The sequence below is a fragment of the Thiohalorhabdus sp. genome (genome assembly GCF_046545655.1).
GTDB lineage: Bacteria > Pseudomonadota > Gammaproteobacteria > Thiohalorhabdales > Thiohalorhabdaceae > Thiohalorhabdus.
The window spans coordinates 59,445-71,841 of the sequence record NZ_JBKGZG010000003.1; the positions used below are offsets into that span (position 1 = coordinate 59,445).

Here is a 12,397-nt window from a genome sequence, read left to right on the forward strand (position 1 = left end):
CGAAAGCGATCGACACCAAGGATGGTATGGGTGTCCGGCTGGACTTCCAACTGGATGCGGTGGTCTGGGGTGGAATCGGTGCTCCCGAGAACCGGGGTGGAGCCGAGGGCGCAGACCAGAACAAGCCCGGCCCGCCATGTCCCTCGGCTGCCGTGCCTCATTCGCCGGATTCCTCCTCCTGGCCGTCGTCCACCCAGCGGTCGTAGCAATCCAGCCCGCAGAAGTAGACCACGTAGTCGCTGCTTTCCATGCTCTTGGCGTCGTCATGGGGAACCTCCGCCATGCAGACCTCGCAGGTCACCTTGGCGGGATCCGTGGACTCATGCCGCTCGCTCATGGCCGCGCTCCTCTCTCCTTTTCTCTGACCCAGACCTTGACCCTCTTCAATTAGAGGCAGACAACGCGGATGGGCCGATTATCCTTCCTGGGGCTTTTCCTGGAGTCGGTGGGCCCGCTCGGCAATCTGCAGCACCCCCAAGGCGTAGTCCGAGGAGTAGTTGTAGCGCATGATCGCACGGACATAGGTTGCCACGTAACTGATGTTGGGGATATCGGAACGGACCTTATCGAAACGCCGCAGGCGTTGGCCGTCAGCGTTGGTGGCTGCGGCGAAGCTGGCATTGCCCTCGTCGAATTCGAGCCAGGCCTCGACGATCTCCCCCAGGTTTTCCAGGCGCTGGAAGTCAAGCATCCGGTCCGGCCAGTCGAATTTGTTGCGGAGCAGGTTGGCCGCGGAGAGGATGGCGTCCGGTAACCGGGAAAGGTCCGGGGGTCCCTCCCCGGCGCTGACCGCATGGTCCAGATTGGAGGGCAGGAACTGGGGAATGCCCACCGCCCCCGCGTAGCTGGCCCGGACCGGGGTGTCGGCGAGATCGAACCCCTGGCGCTGGGCATAGAGGACCAGGGACACCAGCTGTTCCTCCGCCATATCCAGGAGGCGGGGGATGCGGCGCTGCAGTCGGCGCGGAGCGTTCGGGCCCACGGTCAGGCCGTCGAGGAGGCTGTTGAATACGGTGAAGGCGTCGTGATCGAAGCCGTCGTAGCGGCCCAGGGCACTCTCCTTCAGGAGGATGGCCCCGATGATCTCCTTGCGGATGCCGTATTCCTTTTCCATGCGCTCGTAGGCGGGGCCATGCTCCCGGAAGCTATCCACCAGAAGGTTGGCCTCGTAGACGTAGCGCTTGTTGGCCTCGCGCTCCCGCTCCTTGTGCTTCGGGATCTCGGAGGTGTCCGTGCGCAGGCGGACGGCCTTCTCGTCGCGACGGGCCGCCTTTTCCGAGGTGAACAGGGCCTGGATGCGCTCCGGATGGACGCCGCGGTCGATGAGGCGGCTGAACAGCACCCGGTACCGGTCGGGATGGTCGAACTGACGGGCAGTGGCCTCCAGGTCGGTGGCCGCCGCGAGGGCGGGGGTCAGTCCGAAAAGCAGTAGGGTGACGATCCTGAGCACGGCTTACCCTCGGTTACTGGCAAAAATTCCCTGTCCGGCCTGGAATGGTGCAGGCTGGGAAAAGGGAATGGATTTGGGGCCGGTCCGGACGGGGTGGCAATCTGTCCATCTGGGCTGTCACTGCGCCCTGCGGGCGCAAAGGTGGGTGAACGGTGAATTCCTGGCTCGGTAGAAGACCTGCGGTGGAGGCGCTTCCCCAATATCTGCACGAGCAGCGGGAGGACGTCTACCTGCTCCTGCGGCATTACCTGAGCCTGAAGCGTTCCTTGCTGCTGCATTCGGACCTCTGGGACGAGCTGCTGCGGTTCTCCGCGGAAACGGTGCCGGGCATGGAGCGCACCCCTCTGGGCTGCCTGCTCGCCGTCGCCCAGGAGGCGGTGCTGGAGGCCCCCTGGATCTGCCTCTCCGTACGTCCCTCCATCGCCGCCTGGGAGTACCTGCGCTTCCACGTGGAGGAGGTAGAGTTCGAGCCCATCTCCGTGTCGGAGTTCCTCAAGTTCAAGGAGCGCCAGGTGACCCGACGGGATCCGGAGGAGGACTGGACCCTGGAGGTGGACCTGGGGCCCTTCTCGCGGGAGTTCCCCAAGCTGCAGGAAACACGCTCCATCGGCCGAGGCGTGGAGTTCCTCAACCGCCGCCTGTCCAGCCAGCTCTTCCAGAGCCTGAACGGGGGGGACCAGAGCCTGCTACGCTTTCTGCGCCTCCACCAGTACCGCGGCCAGCAGCTGATGCTGAACGACAGCATCCAGAGCCTGGATGCGCTGCGCTCCGCGCTGCGCTATGCCGAGGTCTACCTGGCGCGCGCCGACCAACGCGCCCCCTGGAGCGAGGTGGAGCCCCATCTGGGGGAGCTCGGCTTCGAGCCGGGGTGGGGCCGCGATGTGGCCCGCACCCGCGATACCCTGCACCTGCTCTCCGACATCCTGGAGGCCCCCGAGCCCGCCACGCTGGAGCGCTTCCTGGGCCGCATCCCCATGATCTTCAGCCTGGCGGTGATCTCCCCCCACGGCTTCTTCGGCCAATCCAACGTCCTCGGCAAGCCGGACACGGGAGGCCAGGTGGTCTACATCCTGGACCAGGTCCGGGCTCTGGAGTCGGAGATGCGCCAGCGCATCTGGGAGCAAGGCCTGGACATCGAGCCCAAGATCCGCATCCTGACCCGACTGATCCCCGAGGCGGAGGGCACCACCTGCGACCAGCACCGCGAGCACGTGCTGGGGACCAAGTATACCCACATCCTGCGCGTGCCGTTCCGCACCGAGCAGGGGGAGGTGGTGCCGCACTGGATCTCCCGCTTCGAGGTATGGCCCTATCTGGAGCGATTCACGGTGGAGGCGGAGAAAGAGCTCCTTGCCGAGCTTGGGGGACGGCCCGACTTGGTCATCGGCAACTATTCAGACGGCAACCTGGTGGCCACTCTGCTGTCGCAGCGCCTCCACGTGACCCAGTGCAACATCGCCCACGCCCTGGAGAAGCCCAAGCACCTCTACTCGGACCTGTTCTGGGCGGACAACGAGGGGGAGTACCATTTCTCGGCCCAGTTCACGGCGGACCTGATCGGCATGAACGCGGCGGATTTCATCATCACCTCCACCTACCAGGAGATCGCCGGGGATGCCGAGACCATGGGGCAGTACGAAAGCTATGAATCGTTTACCATGCCGGGTCTGTACCGCGTCCTGAACGGCATGGACATCTACGATCCCAAGTTCAACATCGTCTCGCCGGGCGCCGACCCGGAGGTGTACTTCCCGTATACGGAGGAGGAGCGGCGTCTCACGGGTCTCCACGAGGAGATTGCGGACCTGGTCTACGGCGGGGAGCGCTCCGACGCCCGCGGCCGCTTCCTGGACCCCGACAAGCCGGTGCTGTTCACCCTGGCCCGGCTCGATCGCATCAAGAACATCACCGGGCTGGTGGAATGGTTCGGGGCGAGCCCCCGGCTCCGCAAGGCGGCCAACCTTCTGGTGATCGCCGGCCACGTGGATGCGGGAAAGTCGGTGAACTGGGAGGAGCGGGCGCAGATCGAGCGCATGCACGGGCTCATGGACACGTACCGCCTGGACGGGGAGGTGCGCTGGCTGGGCACCCACCTGGACAAGAACCTGGCGGGGGAGCTGTACCGCTTCATCGCCGACCGCCGCGGGGCCTTCGTGCAGCCGGCGCTGTTCGAGGCCTTCGGCCTCACGGTGATCGAGGCCATGACCTCCGGCCTGCCCACCTTCGCCACCTCCTACGGGGGGCCGCTGGAGATCATCGAGGACGGGGTGTCGGGCTTCCACATCAACCCCAACCACGGGGACCAATCGGCGGAGATCATGGCGGGGTTCCTGGAGCGCTGCGCCGCCGAACCTGGGCACTGGGAGCGGGTCTCCCGGGCGGCGGTGGAGCGGGTGCGCGCCCGGTACACCTGGGAGCTGTACGCCGAGCGGATGATGACCCTGTCCCGCATCTACGGCTTCTGGAAATACGTGACCAATCTGGAGCGGGACGAGACCCGTCGCTACCTGGAAATGTTCTACGGGCTGCAGTTCCGTCCCCTGGCGCGGCAGGTGGAGGAATCCGGTTGCCGTCCGGGATAGGCGGGATCCGGCAAAAAGGGGGAACCGATGGCGACATGGAGGCACGGCGGGGAAGGGATGCGCTTCGTGCCCGGGGGAGGCCGGGCATGGTAAGACCCCGCGAAGGGACGAGGGTCCCCCGCTCGACCCTGTTCATCCTCTCCATCCTGGTCATCGAGGTGGTGGCGCTGTCCGCGCTGGTGTGGAACTCGGTGCGGATCCTCAACAGCAGCCATGACCAGCTGATCGAGTCGTCGGCTGACCGGGTCAACGATTTCCTGAGCCGGTCCGTGGCCCCGGCCTTGGCCGCCTCCCAGCCGACCCGGGTACAGGCGGTGCTGGAGCGCCTATCCGAGGGGACCAACCTGGAATACGTCCGGGTCCTGGACCGCGAGGGTCGCACGGTGGCCTCTCGGGGCCAGGCCCCGCCGGAGCCCCGGGAGGATGCGCATCCCAGCGAGGCCGGGCCAGAGGGGGTCTACGACGCCTCCAGCGCGATCCGGGCCGACGGCGAGCGCCTGGGCACGCTTCTGACCGGCCATTCCCTGGCCCCCGGGCGCGCCTTCACCAGCCAGGCCAAGCTGCAGAACGCCCTGATCGGCGGCGTCGAGATCGTCTTGACCATTCTGGCGACCCTGTTCCTGGGCCTCTCCTTCACGCGCAACCTCCGGCGCCTCGAGGCCGGGGCCCGGGCCCTCGCCCAGGGGGATTACTCCCACCGGATCCCGGTGAAGGGCCAGGACGACTTCGCCCCAGTGGCGCGCTCCTTCAACGACATGGCGGCCAACCTGACCGGTGCCCAGCGGGAGCTCGAGGAGAAGAACCGGGCCCTGGAGCGTCAGGCGCGTCACTTCCGCACCCTCCTGGACGGGGTGGAGGCGGTGGTGGTGGAGGGCGATCCCAACACGCTCCAGCTCACCTACGTTAGCCAGGAGGCCGGGAACCTCCTCGGGTATCCGGTCACCCGCTGGTTCCAGCCCGGTTTCTGGGAGGAGCATGTCCACCCGGAGGACCGGGAGACCTTCCTGGCCGGGGTGTCCGGCCACCGGGATGCCCCGGGGTCCTTCAGCCTGGACTTCCGCATGCTGCACCGGGACGGCCACGCGGTCTGGGTGCGGGCCATCAACGCCGTGGACCGGGACGAGGACGGCGGGTTGATCCTGCGCGGACTCCTCCTGGACGTCACCAAGGAGAAGCACTCCGCCGAGCGCATCATCTACCTGGCCGACCACGATCCCCTCACGGGTCTGTACAACCGGGGACGCTTCCAGGAAGAGCTGGAGCGCAACATCACCTACGCGCAGAGCTACGCCCACGACGGCGCGCTGCTTGTGCTCGGCATCGATCGTTTCAAGTACATCAACGATACCCTGGGTCACCGGACCGGGGACCACTACCTGCACGCCGTGGCCTCCGCCCTGCAGGACGCCGTCAGCGAGGTGGACGTGATCGGGCGGCTGGGTGGGGACGAGTTTGGGATCATCCGCCCCAAGGCCACCCCCGAGGAGATGGAGGAGCTTGCCGGGGCCCTACGCGCTCGCTTGGCACAGCCCCTGGTGGAATCGGGGGAGTACCTCTCGGCGGTCACCGCGAGCATGGGCATGGTGTTCTTCCCTCGCGATGGCGTCCGGGCCGACGACCTGCTGGCGCGGGCGGACGTGGCGCTCGGGACCGCCAAGGAGGAAGGGCGGGACCGCCTGCACCACTACCATGAGGGCGCCGAGGCCATCGGCCGCATGCGGGCCAAGATCAAATGGGAGGACCGCATTCGGCGCGCCCTGCGCGAGGACCGGTTCCGCTTCCACTACCAGCCCATCATCCATCTGGGCAGCGGCGCGGTCAGCCACTACGAGGTGCTGTTGCGCATGGAGACGGAGGACGGCGAGCTGGTGGGTCCCGGGGCGTTCCTCGATACGGCCGAGCGATTCGGCATGATCGGGGAGATCGACCGCTGGGTCCTGGAGAACGCCATCCGGGTCCAGGGGGAGTCCCGGCGGGTGGGCCGGCCGGTGAAGCTGGCCATCAACCTTTCCGGGCGCCATCTGGGCCGTTCGGACATCCTGGAGCTCATGAACAGCGCCATCGAGCACCAGGGCGCCGACCCCCGCGCGCTGACCTTCGAGGTCACCGAGACCGCCGCCGTGGAGAACCTGACCCGCGCCCGCCAGTTCATCCATACCCTGCGCGAGCGAGGCTGCCGGGTGGCCCTGGACGATTTCGGGGTTGGCTTCTCCTCCTTCCACTACCTCAAGAACCTGCCCGTGGACATGGTCAAGATCGACGGCAGCTTCGTCCGCGCCCTGGACCGGGACGAGTTCGACCGCCGCTTCGTTCAGGCCATGAGCGAGCTGACCGCCAGCCTGGGGATCGAGAGCGTGGGCGAATTCGTGGAGAGCGGGCGGATCGCCGAGATTCTGGAAGAGCTGGGGGTGGGCATGGGCCAGGGCTTCCACCTGGGGCGGCCTGCCCCGAGGTTCCTGGAAGGAGGGGTCCCCGGCGGGGAGGGGCGGAGGAGCGCCGGCGGGGAGTAGGGCGGGCCCCGTCGCCTGTGGGCGTCAATCCTCCCCGGAGGGGTCCGGCTGCCAACCGGCGGCGCGTGCCAAGCGGACCGCCTCTTTGTGGATGCGCTCGTGGCGCTGCCGGAGATCCTCGGGCAGATTGCTCACCAGGTGACCGTACGGCTCCCAGGCCTCGAGAACCTGGGCGTGGAGCTGTTCCAGCCGGCCGTAGTCCCACCCCTCGCAGGTCTCGGTCTCGGGTAGGATCCCGAACACCCAGGCGTCCCGGATGATGCGCCCGGCGTCGGTCATGCCGGCGTACTGGTCGTTGTGGATCCCCGGATAGACCGGGCGTTGCTGGGCCATTGTCGCTGCTCCCGTGGTCCGTTTGGCGGGTGGCCGGTACCTACAGCCCGTTCCCGCCTCTGCCCCGGCAGGAGGCGGGGAATGGGGGCGGACTATCGGCCCTTCTTGCTGTCGAGCACGTCGCTGATCCGGTTCGCCACCTTCTCGCGCATGCCCTCCACCGCAAGGAGCTCCTCCCTGGAGGCCTGGAAGACCGCCCGGGCGGTGCCGAACTGGCGGAGCAGGGCCCGGGCCAGCTCCGGGTCGACGCCGGGGAGGCCCTCCACCAGGAAGCGGATGGCCTCGCGGCGGGTCTCCGGCTGGTTGGGGCGCAGCGGGCGATCGTCCTCGGGCACCTGGTTCTGGGTCTCCACCGCCAGCGTGTACAGGAGCATGGCCGAGTCCTTGGGGCTCGGGCTGTAGAGCACCGGAATCTCCAGGGTGCCCGTAAGGTAGCCGATGGCCCAGTGGACATCAAAGGGGGTCTGGTGGAAGCGGGCGGTGAAATAGTCCCCCTCCAGAAGGAACAGGGGGCGCCGGTAGTGGGCCTTCATGCGGTTGGCCGTGTCGAAGACCTCCTTGTCCACCACGGCCAGGATGAAATCGGTGCCCGACTTGTAGTCCACCACGGTCTCGCCGTCGAGGACGAAATCGCCCACGTCCAGATCCTCGTAGTCGAGATGCACCCCCTGGATCTCCTTGAGGTGCCCCGCGAGGCGGCTTTCCTGGCCGGGGTCGGCGGTGAGGGTAACGCGGGCTCCAAGCCGGGACATGGGCGGCTCTCCATGGCGAGGGGGGAGGGGCGGCCCGCCGGGCCGCTGCCAAAAGGCCGCGGGTACGCCCGGGGGCCGACGACGCAAACGCTACCATTCCCGTTCCGGGGAAATCCAGACCTTTAAGGTCGGAAAACCGTGTGACGGGTCAGCCGTTGGCCGCCTCCAAGCGCTCGCTGGCCTCCAGCCAGGCCTCCTCGGCCTCGGTCAGCGCCTTCTCCACCTGCCCCTGCTCCTGAAGCAGATCCTGCAGGCGCTCTTTCTCCCCGTCCCCGTAAAGTCCGGGATTGGCGAGGGCCTGGTCCAGCTCGGCCTTGCGTCGGGTGAGGCGGTCCACCTCTTTCTCCCAGCGCCGGATCTCGTCGCGCAGGGGCTTCAGCTCCTTGCGCCGCTCCGCGGCCGCGCGCCGGCGGTCCCGGTCCTTGGTCGGCTGCGCCTCGCCGGCGGGGCCGGCGGGCTCGGCCGGACCCTCGCTGCGCTCCAGGAGCCACCGCCGGTAGTCGTCCAGATCCCCGTCGAAGGCCTCCACGGTCCCGGAATCCACCAGCCACAGGCGGTCGGTCACCGAGCGCAGGAGGTGGCGATCGTGGGAGACGGTCACCAGGGCTCCCGGGAATTCCTGCAGGGCCAGGGTGAGGGCGTGGCGCATCTCCAGGTCGAGGTGGTTGGTGGGCTCGTCCATGAGCAGAAGGTTGGGGCGGCGGTACACCAGCAGGGCCAGGGCGAGCCGGGCCTTCTCCCCCCCGGACAGCGGCGCCGTCGGCTCCAGGGCCACGTCCCCCCGGAAGCCGAAGCCGCCCAGGAAGTCCCGCAGGTTCTGGGGCTGGGCCTCGGGGTCCAGGCGCTGCAGGTGGAGCATGGGGCTCGCCTCGGGGTCCAGGTGGTCCACCTGGTGCTGGGCGAAATAGCCCACCTGCAATCCCTGGGCGGGGTCCCGCAGGCCGCTCTGGGGCCGGAGGTGCCCGGCCAGGACCTGAATGAGGGTGGACTTGCCCGCGCCGTTGGGGCCCAGGAGGCCGATGCGGTCACCGGGATGGAGCTCCAGGCTGATCCCCCGGAGAACGGGGTCGCTGTCGTAGCCGGCGCGCAGGTCCTTGAGGCCGAGGAGCGGGGTGGGCAGCCTGGCGGGCTCCGGGAAGCTGAACTGGAAGGGATCCTCGGCGTGGGCGGCCGAAACCTGCTGCATGCGCTCCAGGGCCTTGATGCGGCTCTGCGCCTGGCGGGCCTTGGAGGCCTGGGCGCGGAAGCGGTCCACGAAGCGCTGGATGCGCGCCACGTCCTTCTGCTGCTTCTCATAGGCGGCCTGCTGCTGGGCCTTTTCCGCTGCGTAGCGGGCCTCGAAGTCGGAATAGTTGCCGGGATAGACCTTGAGGCTCCCGTGCTGGAAGTGGACTACTCGGTCCACCACCGCGTCGAGGAAATCGCGGTCGTGGGAGATGAGCAGCAGGGTCCCGGGATAGGCTGCCAACCAGTCCTGGAGGCGCAGGACCGCGTCCAGGTCCAGGTGGTTGGTGGGCTCGTCCAGGAGCAGGAGCTCCGCCCGGGCCATCAGGGTCCGGGCCAGGTTCAGGCGCATGCGCCAGCCGCCGGAGAAGGCCGCCACGGGGGCGGTTTCCTCGGCGGCGGAGAATCCCAGGCCGTGGAGGAGCCGGGCGGCCCGGGAGCGGGCCGTGTAGCCGTCGATGGCGTGGAGGTGGGCGTGCAGCTCCCCCAGCCGTACCCCGTCCCCTGCCGCCTCCGCCTCGGCCAGGGCGGCCTCGGTGGCGCGCAGGTCCTCGTCCCCGTCCAGGACGTAGTCAATGGCGGGCTGGGGGAGGCCCGGGACCTCCTGGGCCATCCAGGCGATGCGCCAGTGCCGCGGCAGGCTAACTGAGCCGGTGTCCGCCTCCAGCTCGCCGCGCACCAGAGAGAAGAGGCTGGTCTTTCCCGTGCCGTTGGCGCCGACCACCCCCACCTTCTGGCCGGGGTGGATGGACAGGCTGACGTTCCGGAGCAGCTCCCGCGGCCCGCGCCGGAGGCTGATGTTGGCCAGTTCGAGCATGGCGCCGATTCTACCAGCCAGGGCGCCGCGTTTCGCCCGGGCCTCTTCGCTACCGGCGGCGCCGGTCCATGCCCTTGTAGAGGTGGGCCACCTCCCCGGCGGCGCCGTTGTGCGTCTCCCTATCCCGCCGCAGGAAGCTCACAAATGTTACGAATTTCCTAGACAGGACGCTGGCCCTTCCCCGCTCAGCCCCCGAAGATCACGCCGATCCCGAAATGGAAGCGCGGCCCCTCGGGGGCACGGCGATCCTCGGTCCAGAGCTCCTGGTCCGCCACCTCCACCACCGGGTAGGTGTACTCGGCCTCTCCGATGCGGCCCTTGCGGGTCTCCTCCAGGGTGCCGGACACCGTAACCCGGCGCCCTGGGGCGTAGTCGGCGGTCTCCAGGTACCCCTCCGCCTCGGCCAGGAACCGGCCCCGTGGGTCCGCTTCCACGTCGGGCTTTTGGCGACCATCCAGGGGATAGGCCAGGATCTCCAGGCGGGTTCGGTCCTCCAGGTTGGTGGTGTTGACGATGACGCCGCCCCAGAGCACCCGGGAGCCTTCCAGAGAGGCCATATCCCGCTTGGCCTCCCGGGGGCTCACCTCCGCGACGCCCTCGTCCACGGAAAAGCGCGGGGTGCCGGCGCAGGCCACCAGAGCCAGGATCCAGAGAGTCGCGAACAGGCCACGGCCGAGGGTGCGCATGGTGGCTACCAGTACGGGTAGTAAGGATGGGGATAGGGGTACCAGGGGTCGTGGTACCGGTACCAAGGGTCGTGCCAGGGATCCCGATAGGGGCGGGGGCGGTCCTCCTCCCGCGTCCACAGGTAGCTGCCGTCCCCCTCCACGAGGGGCAGGCGGTAGGCGTACTCGCCGATGTCCCGGGTCAGCATTTCCTCGACGGTGCCGGTCACCGTGATCCGGCGGCCGGGGGCGTAGACCGCGGGGTCCAGGAAGCCCGGGAACCGGACCAGGAAACGGCCCTCGCTGCGGTCGCGGTCCGCGGGGCGGGCGTCGTATTCCAGCGGCTTGGCCACCACCTGCATCTCGGTGTGCTCGGGGCGGTTCTCCACTTCGACGATCTCGCCGCCCCAGCGGATCGTCTTCCCCAGATGGGCATCGGGGTCCGCCCGAACGGCCGCCAGGCTCGGGCCCCCATCCTCCGGGTCGCGGATGGGCTCGGGGATGCTGGAGGCGCACCCGGCCAGGAGCAGACCGGCAAGCACGCAGGCGAAGCACCGGACGGACATGACAGGCTCCTTGCGGCCCCTTGCCGCGGTGGCGGACCGGCCAGGGAGTGTCGGACCCGGCACTCCGGACGGGCGCCGGGGCAGGTAGCGCCATGGCCCTCAACGGATTGGACAACCGCCCGGGCCGCAGCGCTCGCGGGCCGGGCCTATCCCGGTCCCCCCGCCGGATCCTCGAAGATGCTCCGACCGGTCGGATCCTCCAGGCGGACGGATTCGGTGCGGCCAGCGAAAAGGACAAGGTGGCCCCGCTCGCGGGTGCGGCCGTCCCGGGTCAGCTCGAAGGCGTAGTGCCGGCGGAGCCGGAGCCGGCCGCGCCCGTCGCGGCCCGTGCCCAGCCGGCGGAGCTCAACCGTGTCGTCGAGCAGCTTGGCCTCCTGTCGCCGGCAGGTGGTCTCGGCGATGCGCACCGCCCGCTCCCGGGCGCGGAGGAAATCCGCCCAGGCAAGGATGAGCAGGGCCGTCAGCCCCATGGCAAGGATCCCGGTCATTGCCCCATGGTAGCCGAAACCGAGGGTTGGGTCCCGGGTGCGTTGTCCGTACGACCTTGCTACATTCCCGGGAAAACACCAATTTCACCCGGAAAGGAAGTGGCTCATGGCAAGCGAGGGCTGGCACGAGGCCGAGGATCGTTTGAGCACCGAGACCAAGGACCTGCACCGGGCCATCGTTTCCTTGATGGAGGAGCTGGAGGCGGTGGACTGGTACAACCAGCGGGTCGATGCCGCGGAGGATCCCGAGCTGAAGGAGATCCTGGCCCACAACCGGGACGAGGAGAAGGAGCACGCGGCCATGGTGCTCGAATGGATCCGCCGCAGGGATCCGCGCATGGACTCGGAGCTGCGGGAACGCCTGTTCACTTCCGGTTCCATCACCCACGAAGGGGACTGACGGACCCGCCAGCGGAGGGAGTTGGAAAGCGAGGAGGGCAGCCATGCGATTCTGCCACGACCAGCGCTGCGTGGAGGTCGTGCGGGGCGATATCACCGCCCAGGACACGGGCGCTGTGGTGAACGCCGCCAATAAGGCCCTCGCCCCGGGCGGCGGGGTGGCCGGGGCAATCCATCGCGCGGCGGGACCGGGGCTGTGGGAGGAAAGCAGCCAGCTGGGCGGCTGCGCCACGGGGGAGGCCAAGATCACCGGGGGCCACCAGCTGCCGGCCCGGTACGTGATCCACACCGTGGGGCCCGTGTACGGCGAGGACCCCGAGCCCGCCGACCTCCTGCGCCGGTCCTACGTCAACAGCCTGCGGCTGGCCGATGAGCACGGGCTGCGCTCGGTGGCCTTCCCCGCCCTGAGCACGGGCGCCTTCGGCTACCCCATGGAGGAGGCCGCCGACATCGCCCTGCGCTCCTTGATGGAGACCCTGCCGGAACTGGGATCCGTTCGATTGGCCCGGATGGTCCTGCACGGGGAGCGGGACCACCGCATCCATGCGGAGGCGGCCCGGCGCTTGGCCGCCGAACTGGGCTGGGAGGCGGAGCAGGAGGAGTGATCCCGC

Annotated in this window: 12 protein-coding genes; 4 read left to right on the forward strand and 8 right to left on the reverse strand. The window is 68.7% G+C overall.

Annotation, left to right across the window (positions count from 1 at the left end; translation table 11 throughout):
• Window positions 1-157: 157 nt before the first annotated feature.
• Both ACLFRB_RS01530 and ACLFRB_RS01535 read right to left on the reverse strand, forming a co-directional pair.
• Window positions 158-337, reverse strand: a complete 180-nt coding sequence (locus ACLFRB_RS01530; RefSeq protein WP_411067235.1) for a DUF3330 domain-containing protein — start codon at window positions 335-337, stop codon at window positions 158-160.
• Window positions 338-415: 78 nt separating this feature from the next.
• On the reverse strand, window positions 416-1,450 hold the full coding sequence (locus ACLFRB_RS01535; RefSeq protein WP_411067236.1) for a lytic murein transglycosylase: 1,035 nt from the start codon (window positions 1,448-1,450) through the stop codon (window positions 416-418).
• A 152-nt stretch (window positions 1,451-1,602) separates the two neighbouring features.
• On the opposite strand from ACLFRB_RS01535, the gene ACLFRB_RS01540 reads away from it, so the two are divergent.
• Together ACLFRB_RS01540 and ACLFRB_RS01545 are read left to right on the forward strand one after the other, a co-directional pair.
• On the forward strand, window positions 1,603-4,032 hold the full coding sequence (locus tag ACLFRB_RS01540) for a sucrose synthase (RefSeq protein ID WP_411067237.1): 2,430 nt from the start codon (window positions 1,603-1,605) through the stop codon (window positions 4,030-4,032).
• A gap of 86 nt (window positions 4,033-4,118) precedes the next feature.
• The gene (locus ACLFRB_RS01545) at window positions 4,119-6,542 is read left to right on the forward strand and encodes a putative bifunctional diguanylate cyclase/phosphodiesterase (RefSeq protein ID WP_411067238.1); all 2,424 of its coding nucleotides are present in this window, start codon (window positions 4,119-4,121) and stop codon (window positions 6,540-6,542) included.
• 24 nt (window positions 6,543-6,566) lie between these two features.
• On the opposite strand, the gene ACLFRB_RS01550 is transcribed toward ACLFRB_RS01545, so the two are convergent.
• The 6 genes from ACLFRB_RS01550 to ACLFRB_RS01575 all read right to left on the reverse strand — a co-directional run bounded on the left by ACLFRB_RS01550 (window position 6,567) and on the right by ACLFRB_RS01575 (window position 11,387).
• Window positions 6,567-6,875, reverse strand: coding sequence for a hypothetical protein (locus ACLFRB_RS01550; protein WP_411067239.1), 309 nt, complete (start codon window positions 6,873-6,875; stop codon window positions 6,567-6,569).
• Between the two features lie 92 nt (window positions 6,876-6,967).
• Window positions 6,968-7,627: an ERCC4 domain-containing protein gene (locus tag ACLFRB_RS01555; protein WP_411067240.1), complete on the reverse strand. Its 660-nt coding sequence runs from the start codon at window positions 7,625-7,627 to the stop codon at window positions 6,968-6,970.
• A gap of 148 nt (window positions 7,628-7,775) precedes the next feature.
• Entirely contained in the window at window positions 7,776-9,668 is a 1,893-nt protein-coding gene (locus ACLFRB_RS01560; RefSeq protein WP_411067241.1) for an ATP-binding cassette domain-containing protein, read from the reverse strand.
• Window positions 9,669-9,853: 185 nt separating this feature from the next.
• The gene (locus tag ACLFRB_RS01565) at window positions 9,854-10,354 is read right to left on the reverse strand and encodes a Slp family lipoprotein (protein ID WP_411067242.1); all 501 of its coding nucleotides are present in this window, start codon (window positions 10,352-10,354) and stop codon (window positions 9,854-9,856) included.
• Between the two features lie 5 nt (window positions 10,355-10,359).
• On the reverse strand, window positions 10,360-10,899 hold the full coding sequence (locus ACLFRB_RS01570) for a Slp family lipoprotein (protein ID WP_411067243.1): 540 nt from the start codon (window positions 10,897-10,899) through the stop codon (window positions 10,360-10,362).
• A gap of 146 nt (window positions 10,900-11,045) precedes the next feature.
• Window positions 11,046-11,387, reverse strand: coding sequence for a DUF3301 domain-containing protein (locus tag ACLFRB_RS01575; RefSeq protein WP_411067244.1), 342 nt, complete (start codon window positions 11,385-11,387; stop codon window positions 11,046-11,048).
• A gap of 106 nt (window positions 11,388-11,493) precedes the next feature.
• Between ACLFRB_RS01575 and ACLFRB_RS01580 the strand changes: the two genes are divergently transcribed.
• Together ACLFRB_RS01580 and ACLFRB_RS01585 are read left to right on the forward strand one after the other, a co-directional pair.
• Window positions 11,494-11,787, forward strand: coding sequence for an encapsulin-associated ferritin-like protein (locus tag ACLFRB_RS01580; protein WP_411067245.1), 294 nt, complete (start codon window positions 11,494-11,496; stop codon window positions 11,785-11,787).
• A gap of 43 nt (window positions 11,788-11,830) precedes the next feature.
• Window positions 11,831-12,391 (forward strand): macro domain-containing protein, encoded by a 561-nt coding sequence (locus ACLFRB_RS01585; RefSeq protein WP_411067246.1) that lies wholly within the window; start codon window positions 11,831-11,833, stop codon window positions 12,389-12,391.
• The last annotated feature ends 6 nt before the right edge of the window (window positions 12,392-12,397 follow it).

What these genes read in the sequence shown, in the direction of transcription:
- ACLFRB_RS01580 (WP_411067245.1), top strand. Translation starts at nt 11,494, where the DNA reads ATGGCAAGCGAGGGCTGGCACGAGGCCGAGGATCGTTTGAGCACCGAG.
- ACLFRB_RS01585 (WP_411067246.1), top strand. Translation starts at nt 11,831, where the DNA reads ATGCGATTCTGCCACGACCAGCGCTGCGTGGAGGTCGTGCGGGGCGAT.
- ACLFRB_RS01570 (WP_411067243.1), bottom strand. Translation starts at nt 10,899, where the DNA reads ATGTCCGTCCGGTGCTTCGCCTGCGTGCTTGCCGGTCTGCTCCTGGCC.
- ACLFRB_RS01530 (WP_411067235.1), bottom strand. Translation starts at nt 337, where the DNA reads ATGAGCGAGCGGCATGAGTCCACGGATCCCGCCAAGGTGACCTGCGAG.
- ACLFRB_RS01550 (WP_411067239.1), bottom strand. Translation starts at nt 6,875, where the DNA reads ATGGCCCAGCAACGCCCGGTCTATCCGGGGATCCACAACGACCAGTAC.
- ACLFRB_RS01555 (WP_411067240.1), bottom strand. Translation starts at nt 7,627, where the DNA reads ATGTCCCGGCTTGGAGCCCGCGTTACCCTCACCGCCGACCCCGGCCAG.
- ACLFRB_RS01560 (WP_411067241.1), bottom strand. Translation starts at nt 9,668, where the DNA reads ATGCTCGAACTGGCCAACATCAGCCTCCGGCGCGGGCCGCGGGAGCTG.
- ACLFRB_RS01545 (WP_411067238.1), top strand. Translation starts at nt 4,119, where the DNA reads ATGGTAAGACCCCGCGAAGGGACGAGGGTCCCCCGCTCGACCCTGTTC.
- ACLFRB_RS01565 (WP_411067242.1), bottom strand. Translation starts at nt 10,354, where the DNA reads ATGCGCACCCTCGGCCGTGGCCTGTTCGCGACTCTCTGGATCCTGGCT.
- ACLFRB_RS01575 (WP_411067244.1), bottom strand. Translation starts at nt 11,387, where the DNA reads ATGACCGGGATCCTTGCCATGGGGCTGACGGCCCTGCTCATCCTTGCC.